The organism is Flavobacterium aestivum (genome assembly GCF_026870175.2).
Lineage (GTDB): Bacteria > Bacteroidota > Bacteroidia > Flavobacteriales > Flavobacteriaceae > Flavobacterium > Flavobacterium aestivum.
In genome coordinates this window covers 1,809,153-1,832,314 of record NZ_CP113977.2, presented here as the reverse complement: position 1 = coordinate 1,832,314, position 23,162 = coordinate 1,809,153, and the positions used below count along the sequence as shown (strand labels likewise).

General features: G+C 33.9%; 13 protein-coding genes. 2 read left to right on the top strand and 11 right to left on the bottom strand.

Going from position 1 to position 23,162, the window contains the following annotated elements:
* Positions 1-26 precede the first annotated feature (26 nt).
* The gene (locus OZP08_RS08035; RefSeq protein WP_268849092.1) at positions 27-485 is read right to left on the bottom strand and encodes an Lrp/AsnC family transcriptional regulator; all 459 of its coding nucleotides are present in this window, start codon (positions 483-485) and stop codon (positions 27-29) included.
* 203 nt (positions 486-688) lie between these two features.
* Here OZP08_RS08035 and ald point away from each other — a divergent pair, with 203 nt between their 5' ends.
* Positions 689-1,783 (top strand): alanine dehydrogenase, encoded by a 1,095-nt coding sequence (gene ald / locus OZP08_RS08030; RefSeq protein ID WP_268849091.1) that lies wholly within the window; start codon positions 689-691, stop codon positions 1,781-1,783.
* A gap of 220 nt (positions 1,784-2,003) precedes the next feature.
* Here the strand turns inward: ald and OZP08_RS08025 are convergent, their stop codons facing one another.
* The 7 genes from OZP08_RS08025 to OZP08_RS07995 all read right to left on the bottom strand — a co-directional run bounded on the left by OZP08_RS08025 (position 2,004) and on the right by OZP08_RS07995 (position 14,735).
* A complete protein-coding gene (locus tag OZP08_RS08025; RefSeq protein ID WP_281323421.1) occupies positions 2,004-3,413 on the bottom strand; it encodes an APC family permease in 1,410 nt (469 codons plus the stop codon).
* A 152-nt stretch (positions 3,414-3,565) separates the two neighbouring features.
* A complete protein-coding gene (locus OZP08_RS08020) occupies positions 3,566-5,581 on the bottom strand; it encodes a LysM peptidoglycan-binding domain-containing protein (protein ID WP_281323420.1) in 2,016 nt (671 codons plus the stop codon).
* 224 nt (positions 5,582-5,805) lie between these two features.
* Positions 5,806-6,438, bottom strand: a complete 633-nt coding sequence (gene trhA / locus OZP08_RS08015) for a PAQR family membrane homeostasis protein TrhA (RefSeq protein WP_281323419.1) — start codon at positions 6,436-6,438, stop codon at positions 5,806-5,808.
* A gap of 342 nt (positions 6,439-6,780) precedes the next feature.
* The gene (locus OZP08_RS08010) at positions 6,781-9,048 is read right to left on the bottom strand and encodes an aconitate hydratase (protein WP_281323418.1); all 2,268 of its coding nucleotides are present in this window, start codon (positions 9,046-9,048) and stop codon (positions 6,781-6,783) included.
* 125 nt (positions 9,049-9,173) lie between these two features.
* Positions 9,174-11,945, bottom strand: coding sequence for a bifunctional aconitate hydratase 2/2-methylisocitrate dehydratase (locus OZP08_RS08005; RefSeq protein ID WP_281323417.1), 2,772 nt, complete (start codon positions 11,943-11,945; stop codon positions 9,174-9,176).
* Positions 11,946-12,275: 330 nt separating this feature from the next.
* Entirely contained in the window at positions 12,276-13,229 is a 954-nt protein-coding gene (locus OZP08_RS08000) for an AAA family ATPase (protein ID WP_281323416.1), read from the bottom strand.
* Positions 13,230-13,307: 78 nt separating this feature from the next.
* Positions 13,308-14,735, bottom strand: coding sequence for a peptidylprolyl isomerase (locus tag OZP08_RS07995; protein ID WP_281323415.1), 1,428 nt, complete (start codon positions 14,733-14,735; stop codon positions 13,308-13,310).
* Positions 14,736-15,611: 876 nt separating this feature from the next.
* Between OZP08_RS07995 and OZP08_RS07990 the strand changes: the two genes are divergently transcribed.
* Positions 15,612-17,054: an alpha-amylase gene (locus OZP08_RS07990; protein ID WP_281323414.1), complete on the top strand. Its 1,443-nt coding sequence runs from the start codon at positions 15,612-15,614 to the stop codon at positions 17,052-17,054.
* A gap of 62 nt (positions 17,055-17,116) precedes the next feature.
* On the opposite strand, the gene OZP08_RS07985 is transcribed toward OZP08_RS07990, so the two are convergent.
* The 3 genes from OZP08_RS07985 to OZP08_RS07975 all read right to left on the bottom strand — a co-directional run bounded on the left by OZP08_RS07985 (position 17,117) and on the right by OZP08_RS07975 (position 23,130).
* Positions 17,117-19,057 carry an OmpA family protein gene (locus tag OZP08_RS07985; RefSeq protein WP_281323413.1) on the bottom strand — a complete coding sequence of 647 codons (1,941 nt, stop codon included), beginning with the start codon at positions 19,055-19,057 and terminating at the stop codon, positions 17,117-17,119.
* An 11-nt stretch (positions 19,058-19,068) separates the two neighbouring features.
* Complete coding sequence (locus OZP08_RS07980; RefSeq protein ID WP_268849084.1) at positions 19,069-19,995, bottom strand: PorP/SprF family type IX secretion system membrane protein; 927 nt, start codon at positions 19,993-19,995, stop codon at positions 19,069-19,071.
* A 204-nt stretch (positions 19,996-20,199) separates the two neighbouring features.
* Positions 20,200-23,130, bottom strand: coding sequence for a DUF7507 domain-containing protein (locus OZP08_RS07975; protein WP_281323412.1), 2,931 nt, complete (start codon positions 23,128-23,130; stop codon positions 20,200-20,202).
* Positions 23,131-23,162: the final 32 nt, after the last annotated feature.

The window sequence follows — 23,162 nt, the reverse complement described above, 5'->3', positions numbered from 1 at the left end:
CGGATTTTTTATTTACAATTAAACACCTAAATCGGTAAAACTGTCGTACTCTTCACTTCCGAAATAATAAAAAAACTATTGATCAAAGATACTTCTGGTAAAACCGATAATTTCTTTTGATGAAAATGATGATAGCTTTCCATATCCGGCAAAACAATTTTTAACATATAATCAAAACTTCCCGAAACAAAATTACACTCTACCACTTCGGGTAAATTCAAAATAGCCAGATTAAAGCTATCCGATATATCAAAAGTCTGCCTAACCAAAGTTACCTGACAATAAACCGTTAAGTTTTTACCTAGTTTTTTCTTATTCAAAACTGAGACATACTTCTCTATAACACCCTCTTTTTCAAGACGTTTAACCCTATCATGAACTGGAGTAAGAGACAAATTTATTTTACTCGAAATATCTTTTAAGGTCAGATGCGCATCTTCTTGCAGAAGACGCAATATTTTTCTGTCAATTTCATCTAAAGTCATAACATAAAGGAATTCATTAAACTTCTAATAATCCGATTAATTTTCTTTTTAGAAATATAAAAAGCGTCAAATACGGAATTATTTTATGCTAAAATACTAAATAAAAATAATATTTTCTTATTTTAAATCAATATGCATTAAATTTTTCTTTATATCCTAAATTTGTAATTCAATTTAGAAATCAACAACTTAATACTATTAATATGATAATCGGTGTACCAAAAGAAATCAAGAATAACGAAAATCGTGTTGCTCTAACTCCAGCAGGTGTTGCTGAGATGAAAAACCACGGACATACTGTTTATGTTCAAGCAACTGCAGGTGAAGGAAGCGGTTTTGAAGATGAAGAATATACTGCAGCTGGTGCTGTAATCTTACCAACTATTGAAGAGGTATACAATATTGCCGAAATGATTATCAAAGTAAAAGAGCCTATAGCTTCTGAATACAATTTAATCAAAAAAGATCAATTACTTTTCACTTACTTCCACTTTGCATCATCAGAGGAGTTAACTCATGCAATGATTGAGCGTCAAGCTATTTGTTTAGCTTACGAAACAGTTGAAAAAACAGATCGTAGCTTACCTTTATTAGTACCAATGTCTGAAGTTGCTGGTCGTATGGCTATCCAACAAGGTGCTAAATATCTTGAAAAACCATTAAAAGGAAGAGGAATTCTTCTTGGTGGTGTTCCAGGTGTTCCTCCAGCTAAAGTATTAATTCTTGGTGGTGGAATTGTAGGAACTCAAGCAGCTAAAATGGCAGCAGGTTTAGGAGCTCAAGTTACTATTATGGATGTGAGTTTAGCACGTTTACGTTATTTAGATGATGTTATGCCTGCAAACGTAACTACAATTATGTCTAATCACTATAACATTAGCAAAGAAATTACTGATGCAGATTTAATCGTTGGTGCAGTATTAATTCCAGGAGCAAAAGCACCTCACTTGATCAAACGTGACATGCTAAAATTAATGCGCCCAGGAACTGTTGTAGTAGACGTAGCGGTAGATCAAGGTGGATGTATCGAAACTTGTACTCCTACAACTCACGAAAACCCAACTTTTATCATTGACGAAATCGTACATTACTGTGTAGCTAACATGCCAGGTGCTGTTCCTTATACATCTACATTAGCATTAACAAACGCTACTTTACCTTATGCTTTACAATTAGCAAACAAAGGATGGGAAAAAGCATGTGCTGACAACGAAGAATTAAACAAAGGATTAAACATTGCAAAAGGAAAAATCCTTTACAAAGGAGTAGCTGATGCTTGGAATCTTCCTTTGAATTAAGAATTAATATTAGAAACTTAGTTACTGATATTAAATAAGTGCTTACTACACTAGAAAACCCCGTTTTATTCCTCAAAAAACGGGGTTTCTGTTTTTTAAAAACTAAAAAAATCCATCTCATAAAAATTTGAGATGGATTTTTTAATTTAACTAATTTTGACAATTATCTAATTCCGAAGACTAGCAAAGCCTTATTATATCTGAGTTACAATCTAAACACTTATTCCTTCGGTTTCGTCAAATAATATACCGGAATACCTGTAAGCATAATCAAAACTCCCCAACCACAAGTAGAAAACTTAGTACATAATAATCCAACACAAATAGCTGCAGCTATAATTATGTAACCTAATGGAAGAAATGGATATCCAAAAGCCTTGTACGGTCTTTCTGCATCAGGCATTTTTTTTCTGAGAATAAAGATTCCATAAATCGTAAGGATATAAAAAATCAAAACTATAATGATTACAAAATCCAATAAATCTCCATATTTACCTGTCAAACATAATAATGAAGCCCATATACATTGGACCCACAAAGCCCATGCTGGCACACTTGCATCGTTCAGTTCACCTGCCTTTTTAAGAAACAAACCATCATTTGCCATCGTATAATACACTCGAGCTCCAGCCATAATCAATCCGTTGTTACAAGCAAAAGTCGAAATCATAATCATCAGAGCTATAATAATTGTCCCCATGTCTCCAAAAGTATATTGTGAAGCCACTACTGCCACCCTATCTGATTTTGCTACTGCAATTTCCTGAAAAGGAATCACGGCGAGGTACATCAAATTTGTCATTACATAAATAATAGTCACAATAAATGTTCCCAAAAACAAACTTAAACCAACATTACGTTTCGGGTTTTTAATTTCACCTGCAATAAAAGTCACTCCGTTCCAAGCATCACTAGAAAACAAAGAACCTACCATTGCCGCTGAAATTCCAGTCAACAATGCTGTACCCCCAATAGGCATCCAAGAACCCTTTTTAACATCAAAAGCTCTTGAACTCCAAGCATCAGTCCAGTTAGCATTCCAAATATCGGCTTTAGCAGCCAACATAAATCCAAAAACAATCAAACCAAATAAAGATAAGATCTTAATAACCGTCAAAACTGTTTGCATAATTTTACTGTTTTTTACTCCACGGCTATTAATATAAGTCAGCAATACAATTGTAACTATAGAAACGATTTGTGCAGCATTAAGCTTAAAAGCGCCTAATTCATACAATATATTATCATCACTTAATGGTGGATATAAATAAGCTGCAAACTTCGAAAATCCTACTCCTACTGCAGCAATAGTACCAGTTTGAATCACTGCAAAGAAACTCCATCCGTACAGAAAAGCTATTAATTTATTATAAGCTTCTTTTAAATAAACATATTGCCCTCCCGCTTTAGGAAACATTGCACTCAATTCTCCGTAACTTACTGCAGCTATCATGGTAATTAATCCTGATATTACCCATATTAAGGTAAGCCAACCCGCTGATCCTACTTGTCTGGCTATATCAGCACTTACTATAAATATCCCTGAACCTATCATGGATCCCACCACAAGCATGGTTCCGTCTAATAATCCGAGTTCTCTTTTAAATTCTTCTGGTTTGTGTTCTTCCATTTTTTTTTGGTTTATTTTTTTGGTTGGCTTAAAGATATACTTTTTTTTAGAAAATGATTAAGAATAGCATTTTCGCAAAGAAATTATATCCTAAAAACAAAAAACTCTTAAGTTACCTTAAGAGTTCAATTTGTTTATATTTTAAAAAAGTACTATTTCACAACCCTATTTACCTGGGCAAAGTTACGCTGATAATATGGCTCTTTTGTAGAGGAAATAATCACTCCAGAATGAATCGATGAATGAATGAATTTAATCTCACCATCTGCCACCTCAACAACCATTCCTACATGATTGATTCGACTTCTTCCATTTGTTCTAAAGAAAATCAAATCTCCTTTTTGTGCATTTTCAACATCTATTCTCTCTCCATAACTAGATTGCTCTATAGAAGATCTAGGCAATTTTATATCAAAACCTCCAAATGTAGAACACATCAAACCAGAACAATCAAAACCTGCCTTTGAGGTTCCTCCGCTACGATATCTCGTTCCGATATGATCAGAAGCCGAGGCTATTAATTGATCTATTAAACTTTCATTAGAAATACTAATAGTCGAACCAGACTCAGTATCTTTAACCTCAACCACTTCCTCTTTGGTTACTGTTCCAATAGTAGAATTTGGAACGCGGATAGTAAGCTTTGAACCAACTAATAATTTTTGTTGAATTGCCGGATTTTGCTTTTCTAATACTGCTACCGTAATGCCGTATTTTTTAGCAATACCATATTTAGTCTCTTTTGGCAATACCTCATGAATAAGATCTGTACCTCCATTTTGAGCATCTATTGTACTTTCTGCAACAACTGGAACCGATTCATTATTTTTTGAAACAGCAACCTCTTTGGTCACTTCTTGTGCTTTTTCTTCAACAACAATAGATTCTCCTATTTTTCCTTTACTTGGAATTACAATCATTTGCCCAATACTTAAGCCCTTCTTTCCAATTTTTGGATTAGCCTCTTTCAATTCTTTTAATGTAATTGAATATTGCTTAGCAATGACATACAATGATTCTTTAGACTTAACTTTATGCATCAATGGTTCAGCATCATTTGGAGCAACTGTTTCAACTTCTTTTGTAACAACTACCTCTTTTTGAACTTTTCCTTTCTCCTTTTGATTTGACTCCACTGTTTTCTTTTCAGAAACCTCAGTTACATTCGATGTTTCTTGAATCACTTTTTCATCTACAACAACTAATTCATTAGGTGATTTTCCATTTCTTGGAATTACAATCATTTGCCCTATACTTAATCCCTTCTTTCCAATCTTCGGATTAGCTTCTTTCAATTCTTTTAATGTAATCGAATATTGCTTAGCAATGACATACAATGATTCTTTAGATTTAACTTTGTGCATCAATGGTTCTGCATCATTTGGAGTAACCCTTTCAATTTCTTTTGCAACAATTACCTCTTTTTGAACTTTTCCCTTCTCCTTTTGATTTGGCTCCACTGTTTTATTTTCAGGAGCCACAGTTGCATTTGATATTTCTTGAATCGCTTTTTCTTCTACAACAACGGATTCATTTGGCACTTTCCCATTACTTGGAATCGTAATCATTTGCCCTATACTCAATCCTTTTTTCCCAATTTTAGGATTGGCTTCATTTAATTCTTTAATAGTTACTGAATATAATTTAGCAATAACATACAAAGATTCTTTTGGTTTCACTTGATGCATCAAGGGTGCAGTTGCATCAATTTCGGAAGTATTTTTATTGGATAAACTTGTAATTTCACTTTTAGTCAATCCTGTTGTTGGGATATTGATTATTTGACCAATTTTTAAGCCTTCTGTTTCTAATTGTGGATTAGCTTTAAAGAGTAATTCGGTTGTTGTTTTATATTGCTTAACAATCCCGTAAAGTGTTTCTTTTGGTAAAACTTCGTGATTAATTGCTGTTGTTTTCTCAGGTATAGCAGCAACTTTATTCGTTTTTTTAAGATCTGCAATCGGAATCAACAGTACCTGATTAAGTTGCAAGGTTTTTTTAGCTTTTGGGTTTAACTTATAAATTGAACTAGCAGAAACATTATATTTTTCAGCAATACTAGAAATTGTTTCTCCTTTTGCTATGCTATGCTTAATGTTTTTATCTTGTGAAAAAACACTTACACTACATAAAGTCATTACAAAAACTAATACCCTAAAATACTTCATACTTTTTTAATTTCTACCTCATTTTTACAAATACAAACGATTTTGAGGCGAATTATTAAATCTTTTTGTACTTTTTCTTTCAAAAATGATTTTTTTTTGAAGATTCACAAATATAAGTTATTTGTTAGATTTGAAAGTTAAAGGATTACTAAAATTTTAGAAAATGCAATAATCCTATCCTTTTTAACAGTACAGTTTTTTTTATCACAACCCTAAAAAGAACATTATAGACTTATAAAAATAGAAATATAATGAAGTACTGTGCCTAAAAGCACAAAGAGATGCCATATAGTATGATAGTATCGTTTATCCCCTTTTACAAAAAAATAAATACCTAAAGTATAACTCACACTACCTGCAAAAATCAAATCAAGTACAACAGGAGGAACTGTATGCAACAATGGTTTAATAACAAAAACAATCATCCAGCCCATTGCCACATAAACCAACATCGATAAAAAATCAGATCGCTTGGTGCAAAAAATTTTCAAAATAGTTCCCAAAGCCACAATAGACCACATTACTCCAAGAAAAACAACTGTTGTATCATGATTTAAATAGCGCACCATGAGAGGTGTATATGTTCCTGCAATGAGATAATATATACTGATATGATCCGCTATATTAAGAAGTTTTTTTGTCTTTTCGTTTTTAGCTAAATGATATAAAGTAGAAGATGTATATACCAGCAACATTCCTATTCCAAAAGTTATAACAGATAATACTGTAACGGAATTATCTTGTCTATAAGCTGTTTCAATCACAAAAGGCATTGCTATCAAACAAAAAAGTATCCCTAGAATATGTGAAATCCCATTGGCTAATTCTTCTTGTCGTGTTTGACTTCTATGAAACATTACATTTGCTATTTACAATCTATCTCTCCTGTTCAAAATAAGATAATTGATTAAATTCAATCACTCTAATTTACGAAAAAACATCTCAATTTCCAATCTTTTAATTAAACAAAGCATTTAAATATCAATATCTTAGCTAAGACAAAAATAAAAAGTCTTGTAAAGTTGACTTGTATTTTTTTCTTGATATAAAAGAGCGACCAACGGAAGCTCCTTTTATATCAAGAAAAAAAACAAAGACATGAACAAGCTTGAAATGACAGCAGGATTAGCTCCTAATATACCTAAATAAAAAACTCCCAAGTTACCTTGAGAGTTTTTGATATATAAAATTTAAAATACTTATGCGTTACTATCAGTCGCAATTAAGTTTAAAGCGGAACCAGCTTTGAACCAACCAATTTGTCCTTCATTATACGTATGATTAGCCAAGATGATATCTTTGCTTCCGTCAGCATGAACAAATTCTAAAGTTAATGGTTTTCCTGGAGCAAAATCTACCAAATCAGTGATGTTAATAGTATCGTCTTCTTGGATTTTGTCATAATCAGCTTCGTTAGCAAATGTCAATCCTAACATTCCTTGTTTTTTAAGGTTAGTTTCATGGATTCGTGCAAATGATTTTACTAATACTGCTTTTACACCCAAGAAACGAGGCTCCATAGCGGCATGCTCACGAGAAGATCCTTCTCCGTAGTTGTGATCACCAACGACAATAGAAGGGATTCCGGCTGCCTTGTAGGCACGTGCCACTGCAGGAACTGCATCATAAGCTCCTGTCAATTGGTTTTTGACAGAATTTGCAGTTTGATTAAAGGCATTGATTGCACCAATCAGCATATTATTTGAGATATTATCTAAATGTCCGCGGAAACGCAACCATGGTCCTGCCATAGAAATGTGATCTGTTGTACATTTTCCGAAAGCTTTAATCAATAATTTAGCTCCTGTAACATTTTTACCGTCCCAAGCTTCAAATGGAGCCAATAATTGCAAACGATCTGAAGTAGGGCTTACATTTACCTGAACACTTGAACCATCTTCTGCCGGTGCTTGAAAACCGGCATCCTCAACATCAAAACCTCTTTTTGGCAACTCATCACCAAATGGAGCGTTTAACTTCACCTCTTCCCCATTATCGTTCAGCAAAGTATCAGTCAATGGATTGAAATCCAATCTCCCTGAAATAGCCAATGCTGCCACCATTTCTGGCGAAGTCACAAAAGCATGTGTATTTGGGTTACCGTCTGCTCTTTTAGAGAAGTTACGGTTGAATGAATGCACGATTGTATTCTTTTCTCCTTTATCGGCTCCAGCTCTATCCCATTGTCCGATACATGGTCCACAAGCATTGGTAAATACTTTGGTTCCCAGTTTTTCGAAAGTAGCAATGATACCATCTCTTTCGATAGTGTAACGAATTTGCTCAGATCCCGGATTGATTCCGAATTCTGCTTTTGGGGTGATTCCGTGTGCAACAGCCTGTTCAACAATAGAAGCTGCTCTTGACATATCCTCATAAGAAGAGTTGGTACAAGAACCGATTAATCCCCACTCTACTTTTATTGGCCAACCATTAGCTTCAGCTTCAGCTTTCATTTTAGAAACCGGAGTTCCGCGATCTGGTGTAAAAGGCCCGTTGATATGTGGTTCTAATTCTGATAAGTTGATTTCGATAAGTTGATCAAAATATTGCTCTGGATTAGCATATACTTCTGGATCGGCAGTTAAGTATGAAGCCACTTTATCCGCAGCATTCACTACATCCTGACGATCTGTAGCCGTTAAATATCTACGCATAGAATCATCATAACCAAATGTAGATGTTGTAGCACCAATTTCAGCTCCCATATTACAGATAGTTCCTTTTCCTGTACAAGACATATTCAAGGCGCCTTCTCCAAAATATTCTACAATAGCTCCAGTTCCTCCTTTTACAGTAAGAATATCGGCTACTTTTAGAATAACATCTTTTGGAGCTGTCCAACCGGATAATTTTCCAGTCAATTTTACTCCAATTAATTTAGGAAATTTTAATTCCCAAGACATTCCAGACATTACATCTACTGCATCTGCTCCACCAACACCAATGGCTAACATTCCTAATCCACCCGCATTTACTGTATGCGAATCAGTACCAATCATCATCCCTCCTGGGAAAGCATAATTTTCTAATACAATTTGATGAATAATTCCTGATCCTGGTTTCCAGAAACCAATTCCGTATTTATTTGAAACTGAAGACAGGAAATCAAAAACTTCTTTTGACTGTGTATTTGCTACTGCTAAATCTGTAGAAGCACCAACTTTGGCTTGGATCAAATGATCACAGTGAACCGTTGTGGGAACTGCTGCTTTTGATTTACCAGCATGCATAAATTGTAACAATGCCATTTGAGCTGTTGCATCTTGGCAAGCAACTCTGTCTGGAGCAAAATCTACATAATCAACTCCACGAGAAAAAGCCTTAGAGGCTGTTCCATCCCAAAGATGACTGTATAAAATTTTCTCTGTTAAAGTAAGCGGACGACCAACTATCTCACGTGCTGCATCAACACGAGTCTTCATGTTGTCATACACTTTTTTAATCATTTCAATATCAAAAGCCATAAGATTTATATAATTATTTTATACTTTATTTAAACATCACAAGGTACAAAAAATAGAGCAGCTATTAAAAAAAAAGCCCGAGTTTATAACTCGGGCTTTTGAATACATGCTTAACTAATCATTTGTTATTTAACTAATTGCTTATTAGAAGGTGCAAACTTAGTTAAATTGATACCTTCTACTGCGGTAATATATTCGTCAATCGTAGGCGTTCTACCAAGTATTGTTGACAGAACTACAACCGGTGTTGACGAAAGCAAAGATTCTCCTTTTTTAGCTTCTGTATCTTCTACGACTCTTCCTTGGAAAAGACGAGTAGAGGTTGCCATTACCGTATCTCCTTTAGCTGCTTTTTCTTGGTTACCCATACAAAGGTTACATCCTGGACGCTCTAGATACAACATGTTCTCATATTCAGTACGTGCCGAAGCTTTAGGGGCATTATCGTCGAATTCGAAACCTGAGTATTTCTGTAAAACTTCCCAATCACCTTCAGCCTTCAATTCATCTACGATGTTATAAGTAGGTGGCGCTACTACAAGCGGTGCTTGGAATTCAACTTTACCTTTTTGTGTTTCTATATTTTTAAGCATTTGAGCAAGGATTTTCATATCACCCTTGTGTACCATACAAGAACCGATAAATCCAAGATCTACTTTTTTATCTCCTCCATAAAAAGATAGAGGTCTGATTGTATCGTGAGTATAACGTTTAGAAACATCTGCGTTATTCACATCTGGGTCAGCGATCATTGGCTCAGCAATCAAATCAAGATCAACAACAACTTCAGCGTAGTACTTAGCATTTGCATCCGGAGTTAGAGCTGGTTTCTCGCCTGATTTAATCTCAGTAATTCTCTTATCCGCTTTATTAATCAATCCTTGAAGCACTTGTTTCTCATTGTCCATTCCTTTGTCGATCATGATCTGGATTCTGCCTTTAGCAATCTCCAATGATTCGATCAAAGTATCATCCTCAGAAATACAGATAGATGCTTTTGCTTTCATTTCTGCAGTCCAGTCAGTGAATGTAAATGCTTGGTCAGCAGTAAGAGTTCCGATGTGAACCTCAATGATTCTACCTTGGAATACGTTCTCACCACCAAATTGCTTAAGCATTTGGGCTTGTGTAGCATGAACCACATCACGGAAATCCATATATCCTTTCATGTCTCCCTTGAACGTTACCTTCACTGATTCTGGAATTGGCATTGAAGCTTCACCAGTAGCAAGGGCAAGGGCAACTGTACCTGAGTCAGCACCAAAAGCAACACCTTTCGACATTCTGGTATGAGAGTCACCACCAATGATGATTGCCCACTCGTCAATCGTAATATCGTTAAGTACCTTGTGAATTACGTCAGTCATTGAATGATAAACACCTTTCGGATCACGAGCAGTAATCAAACCGAAATTGTTCATGAATTTCATCAATTTTGGAATGTTTGCCTGAGCTTTCTTATCCCATACTGAAGCAGTGTGACAACCTGATTGGTAAGCACCATCAACAATTGGCGAAATCACTGTAGCAGCCATTGACTCCAATTCCTGAGCAGTCATAAGACCTGTCGTATCTTGCGAACCTACGATGTTTACTTCTACACGAACATCAGAACCAGCGTGTAATATTTTACCTGGAGTTGACCCCACAGCATTTCTGTTGAAGATTTTTTCAACAGCTGTAAGACCTTGTCCATCATGAGAAATCTCTTTTGACGGAGCAAATACAGAAGGAATATTTACACCTAGAACCTTAGCTGCGAATGTTTGAAGTTTTTTTCCAAACACAATTGCGTATGATCCACCAGCTTTAATGAATTCCATTTTTTGAGGAGTGAAAGATCTTGAAATATCAATCAACTCTTTATCTCCATTATAAAGTTTCTTAGTTTTTGTATTTATAGTAAGTACAGTTCCAGTTGCAACTGAGTATGCCTGCTCAAGAATTGGCTCACCATTTTCATTGCGAACAGCGTTACCAGCTGCATCAACTTTCTTTACCCAGTTTTTTAGGTCAATACCAATACCACCTGTAACATCAACAGTTGTAAGGAAGATTGGAGAAATACCGTTTGTTCCTCCAACAATTGGAGCAAAATTTACGAATGGAACGTATGGACTTGCTTGTTTACCTGTCCAAAGTGCCACGTTATTTACACCTGACATTCTTGATGAACCTACACCCATAGTACCTTTCTCAGCAATCAACATCACAGATTTATCAGGGTGTTGTGCTTGAAGCGCCTTGATTTCCTCTTGGGCCTGTGGAGTAATCATACACTTACCATGAAGTTCACGGTCTGAACGTGAGTGAGCTTGATTTCCTGGAGAAAGTAAATCTGTCGAAATATCACCCTCACCAGCAATAAAAGTAACTACCTTAATTTCTTCAGCAACTTCTGGTAATTTTGTAAAGAACTCTGCTTGTGCATAACTTTCTATAATTTCTTTTGCAATTGCATTACCGTTTTTGAATGCCTCTTTTAAACGGTCTGTATCTGCATCATAAAGGAAAACTTGTGTCTTAAGAACATTTGCAGCTTCTTTGGCTACAGAAGCATCATTACCCAAGGCTAGATCAAGTAGTACTTCAATTGAAGGTCCTCCCTTCATGTGTGACAATAACTCAAAGGCAAATGCTGGTGTAATTTCTTTTACTTCAGTTTCTCCAAGAATGATCTCTTTTAAAAACTTTGCTTTTTCTCCAGCGGCACTTGTGGTTCCTGGCAAAGTATTATAAATAAAAAACTTAAGAGAATCTTCGCGATGTGCGTTATCAGAATCTTTAATTTGTGCAATGATTTCGCTTAACAATTCGGCGTCATCAATTGGCTTAGGGTGAAGTCCCTGTACTTTTCGTTCTTCGATCTCCTTGATGTAATCGTTATAAATGTTCATAATTGTAGGCGGTTAATAGCTTATTTTCTTGATTATTTCAATATCAAAAAGCCATAATTAAAAGTGTTTTTATTTTTTTGTCCCGCAAATTTAATAATTAAAGATGATAATTAAAAAAAATTTAATAGATGTCCGTTTTTCAAAAATTATTATTGCTAAATAATCATTTTTTATAAATTATATTAAAAATAAAACCGATTTAAAGATAACATTTTAAAAAAATGATAATTTACAATCTGTTTTATAATAAAGCCATAATAATGATTTAAAAAAAAATACCACATTCTTTTCAGAATATGGTATTTATTAAAAATATTGTACAGTAAATACTTATATCAATTTTGAAATTATCATTTCTTCAGTAATTCCCTCGGCATCTGCCTTATAGTTTTTAATAATTCTATGTCGCAATATTCCAGTTGCCACTGCTTGAACATCTTCAATATCCGGAGAAAATTTACCATGAAATGCAGCATGGGCTTTGGCTGCCAATATTAAATTCTGTGATGCTCTTGGTCCTGCTCCCCAATCTAAATAATTCTTCACAAAACCATTTGAAAGCGCATTATCAGGACGTGTTTTACTTACCAATGTTACAGCATATTCCACCACATTATCTGCTACTGGAATACGACGAATTAAATGCTGAAAATCAATAATTTCCTGTGGAGTAAATAATGGATCTATAACACCATCAGAATCTGAAGTTGTGCGTTTAACTACCTGAACTTCCTCATCAAATGAAGGGTATTCTAGCTTTACCGCAAACATAAATCGATCTAACTGAGCTTCAGGCAAAGGATAAGTTCCTTCTTGCTCTATTGGATTTTGAGTAGCTAATACAAAATAAGGTAAGCTTAATTTACGATTTTCTCCAGCAATAGTTACCGAACGTTCTTGCATTGCTTCTAACAAAGCTGCTTGTGTTTTCGGAGGGGTTCTATTTATTTCATCTGCTAATATGATATTTGAAAAAATAGGACCTTTTATAAACTTAAACTGTCTGCTTTCATCTAATATTTCGCTTCCCAATATATCGGAAGGCATTAAATCCGGAGTAAATTGAATTCGTTTAAAGTCAAGTCCTAATGCTTGCGCCAAAGTATTTACCAATAATGTCTTGGCCAAACCCGGAACCCCAACCAACAATGCATGACCTCCAGAAAAAACACAAAGCAAAATCTGATCAACAACAGCTTCTTGCCCCACAATAATTTTTGCAATTTCTTTTTTTAGTTCATTACGTTTTTGAACTAAACTCTGTATTGCTGCTACATCTGACATTTTGCGCTATATTTTAATTTAAAAAGAGTTAGTACTATGAAATCATAAAACTAACTCTTTTTATTTATTTAATGAAAATTATTTTTTTAACCAATTGTTTGCAAAAGTACAATCTCTATACTCTCCTAAAATCTTTATATAGGTATCTTTTATTTTTGCATCAAACCATTTTGCTATAGCTTTAATTTGTTTTTCTTTTAAAGCTAGATCTTTTATTTTGATATAATCTTTAGCGTAATCAGCAGTATGCTCATCAATTCTATTGGTTACAGTCATAATCTTATAATCTTTCTTTCCTTGCTCATCTTCTAAAAATGGCAAAGAAACCTCATTGTCTTTCAAATTTGACACTTGAGCGTATATTTTAGGATCCATTTTTGTCAATTCAAAACGAGTATCTTGCGTTTTAGTATTCACCAATGCTCCACCATTTGCTCTTGTTTCTTTTTCATCAGACATAGTTCTTGCCGCTTCAGCAAAAGTTATGTCTTTATCCATGATCTTCTTTCTTATCAAAGTAATCTTCTCTTTGGCTTCTTTCAATGATTCCTGAGTAACTACCGGGCTTATCAAGATATGTCTTAACTCAATTTCTTGTCCTTTAATTTTTTCTACATAAATAATATGAAAACCAAAAGTAGTTTCAAAAGGCTCTGAAATTTCTCCTTCAGCAAGGCTAAATGCTACATCTTTAAACTCTTTCACAAAAGGAGTTTTACGGTTCATTTTATAATACCCTCCATTTTTACTGGATCCGGGATCTTCTGAATACAAGACCGCTTTGGTTGCAAAGCTTGAACCTTCCATGCATTCTTTCTTAAAACTTTTCAATCTATCAATTACTTTTTGCTTATCAGCCTCAGTAACTTTAGGTTTAATTACAATTTGAGCTACTTCTAATTCCGCTCCAAAAACAGGCAACTCTGTGGCAGGTATTTTTTTGAAAAACTCACGAACTTCTTCCGGTGTAATCTCTACTTTTTCTATAATTTTCTTCGTCATTTCTCCAGTAAGCTTTTGCTCTTTCAATACGTCAAAGAAATACGTTCTAAACTCTTCTTCAGAATCTTTTTGATAATACTTCACTACTTTATCCATAGAACCGATTTGTTCTACCATATAACTTAGCCTTTCATCCATCATCCCTTTTACCTCAGCATCACTAACTATAATACTATCTTGTACAGCTTGGTGCGCATACAGCTTCTGCTCCAACAAACTACCTAAAACCTGACATCTTGTGATATCTTTTGTAGATCCCCCTTGACTTGTAATTTCTAAGAATCCTTTATCAATATCTGAATCCAAAATAATATAATCTCCCACAGTAGCAACAATACCGTCAATTTTTAATTTTTTATCAGACGAAACTGTTGGCTTCTTTGCTACAACACTATCTTTAATAACTTCCTGACCACTAGCTAGTGAAATCGAGAAAATAAAAAGGAACAACGAAAATGCAACTTTATTGGTAATGAACTTTATTTGTGCTTTTTTTATTGGCATTTTTTTATAAATTATTTTTTATATTTCAGAAATTCAACATATTTTAAAAAATAATAAGTTACTCTAAAACAAGGCATTACCCTGAAATCGAACACTTATTTAAAAATTAAGGCCCCGTATTTATCTTAATTAGACCAAATACTGACATTTTTTTTATTATTCAAGCGAACAAAAATAACAATTCGATTGCATTATACAAGTTCCCTTGGTACTATTAACAAAAAATTATTAAGTTCATTTTCTGACTTCTTTTCTCTAAAAAAACAGTTTTTATAATCAATTTAATCATTGCCATTTGGATTCATAAAAAACAATCCTCTTTTGAAATGCAAAAGTTTTTTCTTTTAAACATAAAAACTCATTAAATTCTCTTGTTCAGATTCCATTTTTATTACGACTATATCTTTACAAGTAATTTACTGAGACTATATTACTCTTTTATTGAATTCAACATTTTTTGAATGATTAACTAAAATTCGACAATTAAATTAGCAATTTATTTAACAATCTGTTTTTCCATTTTTCTATAAAAAATTAAAAAATAAAGAAACTATTACCAAATAAAACTCATAAAACTAACAATTATAATAAATTATAACAAGTTTTTAACACTACAACGTTATAGTAAATAAATAAAAAATGTCATTTATTGACCGCGTAAAAATTTACATACATTAGCAAAAAAAGACGTTTTTGCTATTCAAAAATCTCAAAAAAACAATTGGTTTACTGACACATACAAATAAGCAAACTGAATTTAACAAAGTCAAATTGAGTAACTTTTTTATAAAACAACCCAATTATTCGAAATTCTAAAATCAAATAAAAAATAACACAATAACCAAACCCAGAATATTAACCTAAACTACTATTTTAATGAAAAAACAAAATCTAAAGATGTATTTAATAACCGCATTAACCATCGGTTTTTATTCTTGTAATTCGAACGAGGATTCGGCAGAAGAAGCTTCACTCTCTGAAGTACATGACAAAATAGTTAACGTGACCCATCATGACGGTCATCCCTTTAATACTGGCAAAACAACAAGTTCCTTAACTGGGAAATATGTTGCAAATCCTGGTGGAGGTGTTATGATGCAAGCTTTTTACTGGGATGTTCCTGCTGGTGGAACTTGGTGGGACACCATAAGTTCTAAAATAACAGATTGGTCAAATGCAGGAATTGGATCAATCTGGTTACCTCCAGCATCGAAAGCACAAAACGGAGCCTTCTCAATGGGATACGATCCTACTGATTATTTTGATTTCGGGGATTACAATCAAAATGGCTCTGTAGAAACTCGATTTGGTTCAAAAACAGAATTAGTAAGTTTAATTACCAAAGCACACACTGAAAACATGCAAGTGTTTGCCGATATCGTAATCAATCATAACAGCGGAGGAGCTTCTGAAAGCAATCCATTTACAGGAACTAACACTTGGACAAACTTCAATGGAGTAGCTTCTGGAAAGTTTAAAAGAACTTATGCTGATTTTTACAAAAATTCCTTTGGCAACAATGACGAAGGCGCTTTTGGAGGGTTTCCGGATTTATGCCATGCCGCTCCAAATGTACAAGACTGGCTTTGGAAAAGAGCAGATGGCGTAGGGAAATACTATAAAAGCACTATGAAGTTTGATGGATGGAGATTTGACTATGTAAAAGGTTTTGGTTCATGGGTAATAAGAGACTGGAATGCAAATGTCGGCGGATTCTCTGTTGGTGAATTATGGGATTCTGACGTAAACACTTTGAATGATTGGGCTAACAATGCAAACAGCTCTGTATTTGACTTTGCTTGTTACTACAAAATGAATGATGCATTTGATGGCAATAATCTTAATCTACTTAATGATGATATGATGTGGAAAAGAAACCCATATAAAGCAGTTACTTTTGTTACTAATCATGACACAGATGAAATTTGGACTAAAGAACTTGCTTATGCATATATACTAACGCACGAAGGTTATCCTACTATTTTTTACAGAGACTATGAAGAATGGTTGAATAAAGCCAAACTAAACAACCTTATCTGGATCCACAACCAGAAAGCTACCGGTACAACTTCTATTCTATATACAGATAATGACGAATATATTGCCAGAAGAAACGGATACAACGGAAACCCCGGATTGGTGGTTTATATAAACAATTCTACCACTTGGCAAGAAAGATGGATTCAAACCAATTGGCCCAATGCACAAATTAAAGATTTTACAGGAAATTCAACTTGGTATCCTACAACCCAAGGTGACAAATGGGTAAAAATTCAATGTCCTCCTAAAGGCTATAGTGTTTGGTCTATTAATATGTAATAATTAGAAAGCGGATCTTTGAAAATTACTTTACAAAGATCCGCTTTCTATTTTTTCTTCTTTTACTTCATCGAGACAATAATAAACTCGCTTCGTCTGTTGGCTTGATGCTCTTTTTCGCTACATTTTACTCCATCAGCACATTGATTCACCAATTCACTTTCCCCATAGCCCTTACCGATTAGTCTAGTTGAATCTATTCCGTTTTTCACTAACCAGGCAATAGTAGCTTTTGCTCTCTTATCGGATAGTTTCTGATTGTATTCGGCAGATTGACGACTATCAGTATGTGAACGTACGTCAATTTTCATTTCTGGAAATTGCTGCATTACCACTATTACTTTAGCCAATTCAAACGCAGCATCTTTTCTAATATCCGATTTATCTAAATCAAAATAAACAATTGGAATATCTAATGTTTTAGCCAAATCTGTCCCAACCGCTATAGGTTTTATGAACTTTTCTAAAACAATTGGATAATCCGTACTTTCAGAGAAACTTCTTAAATTAACCGCAACTTCTTTTGTCAAATAATTCTCTTTATCGCCTCTTATATAATAAGTTCTACCTATTGCTAAAGGTAAACTATATTGACCTTTTTCATCTGCAACAACTTCTTTTATAGGTTTAAAATTCTCATCATACAAACTAACTTTAGCCCCAGGCAAGATTGATCCGGACTCAAGATCTGTAACCACTCCTGTTATAGTCTGTTCATACTTTAATTTAGTAAGTTCCGTAAATTTATAAATATCATCAAATCCTTTTCCCCCTTCTCTATTAGATGTAAAATATCCTTTTCTGGTATCACTATTGATTATAAAAGCAAAATCATCTTGATTACTATTAACTGAAGACCCTACGTTTAATACTTTATTATAAGTAATATTTTCTTCCATTCTTATAACAAACACATCCAATCCTCCTAATCCAGGATGCCCATCGCTGGAAAAATACAACTCATTTTCATCTGATATAAATGGAAACGTTTCTCTTCCTTCTGTATTAATTTGTGACCCAAGATTTACTGGTGCTCCATAGGTTCCATCCGCTTTTATATCAACTTTAAACAAATCCGACTGACCTAAAGTTCCTGGCATATCAGAAGCAAAATACAATACATTCTCATCGACGCTTAGTGCCGGATGTGCTACACTGTACTCATTACTATTAAATGGTAATTCTATTACATCATCCCATACCCCGTTAATTAATGTTGCTTTATATAATTTCAATAAGGTTTTATTATTAGTGTCTTTCCCTTTTTTTCCACCAATAAAATTATTCCTTGTAAAATACATGGTTTTTTTATCCTGAGTAAATACGGCTGACGACTCATTAAATCTGGAATTAATCTTGCGTACAAATCGTTCAGGTTTCCCTATTTCTCCATTTGGTTTTACCTCTGCACAATACAGATTTGTAAAAGCCTGATTATTCCATTTGAATACTTTTTTAGTTACACCTCCTGTATCACGCGCAGAAGCAAATACTAATTTATCTCCTAAAAAAGAACTTCCATAATCCGAAAAAGGAGAGTTTATCCCTGCGTTTGACACACTAAAACGACCTGAGTTCGCTTTAATTTCTTCTAAATAATTTTTATTGTTTTTAAAGAGAACTCCTCTACTATCATTACCATTTTTTGCATTGAACTGCTCTAGCATTTTATCTGCTTTTGCATAATTCCCAACTGATTTTAGAGCTTGTGAATATCTGTAATAATATTCCGGTTTTTGTGCTGGATATTGCTCAAAAAGCTCATCATACCATTTTACCGCTTTAGGTAATTCTGCCTTAAAATAATATGCATTACCCAGTTGCTGAAACATCTTCTCATCCTTATACCCTTTATTTGCTACTTTTTCATAGGTTGTAATAGCATCAACATAGGCATAATTGTCGTACTGTCTTTCGGCTTTTTCAATGCTGCCTTTTTGAGAATACCCTTGAAAAAAAAGGATACTTAAAAGCAGACTATATTTTATGTTCTTAATTTTCATATGGAAGAATATTAGAAAAATCTAGGTGATACTATTTGATCATACTTTTTAAACAATTCGTAACGGATAAAAAACTCATGTGAACCTGAATTGTAATTTGCCAAAGCAGTAGTATCAAAATCATATGAATACCCAATAAACCAAGAATCACTGGCTTGAAATCCTGCCATAGCACTTATAGCAGCATCCCATCTATAAGACAATCCTGCTACAAATTTTTCACTAAATAAGAAATTAGCAGACACATCAACCTGTAATGGTGATCCCTGAACATATTTACTAAGCAAAGACGGTTTAAATTTTAAACTTGGGCTTAACTCAAACACATAACCTCCTATTAAATAATAACTAATTTTCTCAGTAGCAATATGGCTATCTGCACTTGAGCCTGCTGATTTGTCAAAATGCTTCGTTTCTATTAAATTAGGCGCAGATAACCCTATATAGCTTTTACTTGAATGCCAATAAAATCCAAGTCCAATGTTAGGTGAGAATTTATTATCTATATTATCTTCTGCAATTGGATCTCCAGGGTAATGATCTAATTTGGTAAAATCTACATTTAGTAAATTAGCACTTGCTTTTAGACCAAAAGATAACTTATAATCTTCTGAAGTTTTTATTGTATATGAGAAATCGGCAGCGATATTATTCTCGGTAGAAGGTCCTATTCTATCATTTACCACAGACAAACCTAAACCTACATTACTTTCATCAATTGGTGTGTTTATCGACAAAGTATTAGTTACTGGTGCCCCTTCCAGCCCAACCCATTGAGCACGATGTAAAGCAAACACGCTCAATGATTGTCTAGATCCCGCATACGCCGGATTTACAATTACTGTATTATACATGTACTGTGTATATTGCGCATCTTGTTGCGCATAAGTAGCCAATGACAAAAATGTCATTATTAATCCTATTATTCTGGTTTTCATTTATTGATACTGTTTATTAGTTTTTAAATCCCAATCGCAATTGAGAAATACCACCATTCATTTTTCATAAGAAGCTTTTTTTGCTCTTTTAAACATCACTGATAACTAACTATCAAGATGAGGCATCATTCTTCATTCTGATTTAAATTATGGAATTTTAAAAGTTCTAATTATTAAAACTCTTAAAATCCCATCTCAATTTATTTAGTCTCTATTCAAATACAAATAGCCCGATTTCTCATAAGCATTAGCCTTATCATCTTTGTATTTTAAACTATAGAAATATGTACCGACTGGTAATACTTGTGATGCTCCAATTGTCACTCGACCTTTAGAAATTCCTTCGAAAACATTATCAACATTATTATAATGTTCACCTTCATAAACTAGTACTCCCCATCTGTTATAAACTTCTAGTCTATTATCTGGATAACACTCAATTCCTCTAATATAAAGCACTTTGTTTTTAGATTGTCCTTCTGGTGTTAATGCATTAAATACCTTAATTGAACAACCAGAAACTGGAGTCACTGTTGGATTATTTTCAAGAACACTAGAGTCATCAGAAAGATCTTTTACAATTGTTCCATCAGAGCTTGTTCCAACTACCGTAGCTTGATTGGTAACATTTCCTCTAACAATATCCTCTTGAGTCAATGTGTAAGTGGCAGTAAATGTGGTACTATCCGATTCGCCAACATTCAAGGCTATTTCAGCATTTGGCATAGTAATTCCTGACAAAGGATCTGTTACTTTTATATTTGTCAACGGAAAATCTCCAGTATTTGTTACTACAAAATTATAAGTGATCGTTTCTCCTATATTAGCCGATTCATCTCCATTAAGATCATTAAATTCAGCAGTTTTAATTAAAGCTATTCCAGGTTTTTTCACAGCTGGTAAATCATTTACAACTACTGCTATTTCAGCGGTATTTGAAACCAAACCTAAATTATCTTTTACAGCATAATAAATAGTAGAAGTACCTGCAAAATCCAAAGCTGGTACAAACGTTACTATCCCTAAATTATCAACACTCCATTTACCTTGATTAGTCGTCAAACTAGTTTGTATTCCTACTGTGTTTGGATCTAAATCTACAGTAGCAACATCTATTGATCCGTCTACATCAGAATCGTTAGTGCATACATTTAAAGTAACCGAAACATTTTCATCTGTTACTCCGCTATCCTTAACAGCAACTGGTGTTTCATTCACATCAATAACAGTGATTTCAATATCTTCCTCATGCCACAAAAGTCCGCTATCAGTTACTCTTACTCGAACATTATAAACATTGTTTTTTCCCACATCTGTTGGATTTTCAAAATTTGGTCTCTCTTTAAAAACCAACACAGCAGTTGTTGAGTTAACTATAAAAATTATAAACTTTGATGCATCATCTCTGTTAATAATACTAAATGTCAAATTTTGTGAAGGCAAATCAGGATCTTTAGCTGTTAATGTTGTTACAAGAGTTGTATTTTCCGGTACGTTTATCTTTGGATTTGAAATTCCCCCATTATTTGTAAACTTAGGAGCTTCATTAACATTAGTAACTGTAACTATTAGGTCTTGTACAACAAATAAAGGAGTAGTTCCATTATCAGTTACTGTCACTTGTACATTATAAACATTATTTGTTCCTACATCTGTTGGTTTTTCAAAATCTGGAGCAGGATTAAATACTAACTTACCTGTTGTTTCGTTAATCTCAAATTTTGAAGCATCATCTCCTGTTATACGATACTTTAACACTTGCGAAGGTAAATCAGGATCTGTAGCAATTACTGTAGTTACGTCTGTCTTGTTTTCAGGCACATTTATTGGTACTGTCAAACCTCCTCCATTACTTGTAATCACCGGAGCTTCATTTACGTTAGTAACAGTAACTTTAATATCTTGCTGAGCAGCAAAACCAGTAGCAGTATCTGTTACCTTCACTTGAACATTATAAACATTATCTAGTCCCACATCCTTTGGATTTTCAAAATCTGGAGCTGCCGAAGCAGGATTAAATTCTAGCTCACCAGTATCACGATTAATCACAAACTTTGAAGCATCAACTCCTCCTATTATACTATATTTTAACGTTTGTACAGGCAAACCACTAACAGTCGCCTCTACTGTAATTACATCTATTGTGTTTTCTGGAACTTCTTTTGAATCGCTACTTTTAATTTCTGGTCCTGGGCTTACATTTAATTTCGCATTCCCTTTTGACACTATAGCATTACAAGAATAAGGATCGCTATTGATTACGACTCTATATATATACCCATTATATGAACTAGGAATATTAGTTATGTCTAACCCGATAGTTGTAACCCCATTAATAAAAGGTGATGCATTTACATCTGTAGAATTTACTAAATCTGTCCAAATCAGACCATCAATACTTTGTTGCCATTGATATGTAGGATTAACTGCAGTCGAAGCCAAAGAAAGATGAACTGATCCACCTGGGTTAATAGCTTGAGCAGGAGTATATGGTGGACTAGTTATATAAGTTTGAACCCTAGCATTTATTGAAGTAGCATAATTAATATCTGTTCTACCTTTAACATCTAGCACCATTCCTTGAGCATCTACCGCAGGAATTCCTATGCCATAAACCCCATCATCATCTCCATCCACGATAGAAGAACCAAATTGTTCTTTTACATCCATACATCCATCACCATCACTATCAAGATCTACATTGTTTAAAAAACCATCACCATCTGCATCATAAACTTCTGGAGTACCATCACCATTTATATCTAGATAATCCGTTAAATTTTGATCGTCATTTAGGGGTGTATTATCATAAACATCCCTATAATTAGGCAAACCGTCTCCATCTTCATCCCCATTTGGATCAAAATTATTTAATTCAAACACATCTGAAATCCCATCATTATCATCATCTAAATCTATATTATCAGCAATTGTATCCCCATCAAAATCTCCAGGAGGAAAAAAAACAGAACCATTCAAAATTATGCCGGTTCCTTGAATACGCATTAACATTTCACCAACAGTAGCATTACCTAATGTTTTAGCAAAAGAATTCCCAACTATAAAAAGAAAAAACGCAAAGACTGTACACTTCTTTTTAAACAAGGAATTAAAATAAAGAACATTTTTATTCATTACAAATTATTTAATATTAACAATCAAACAGT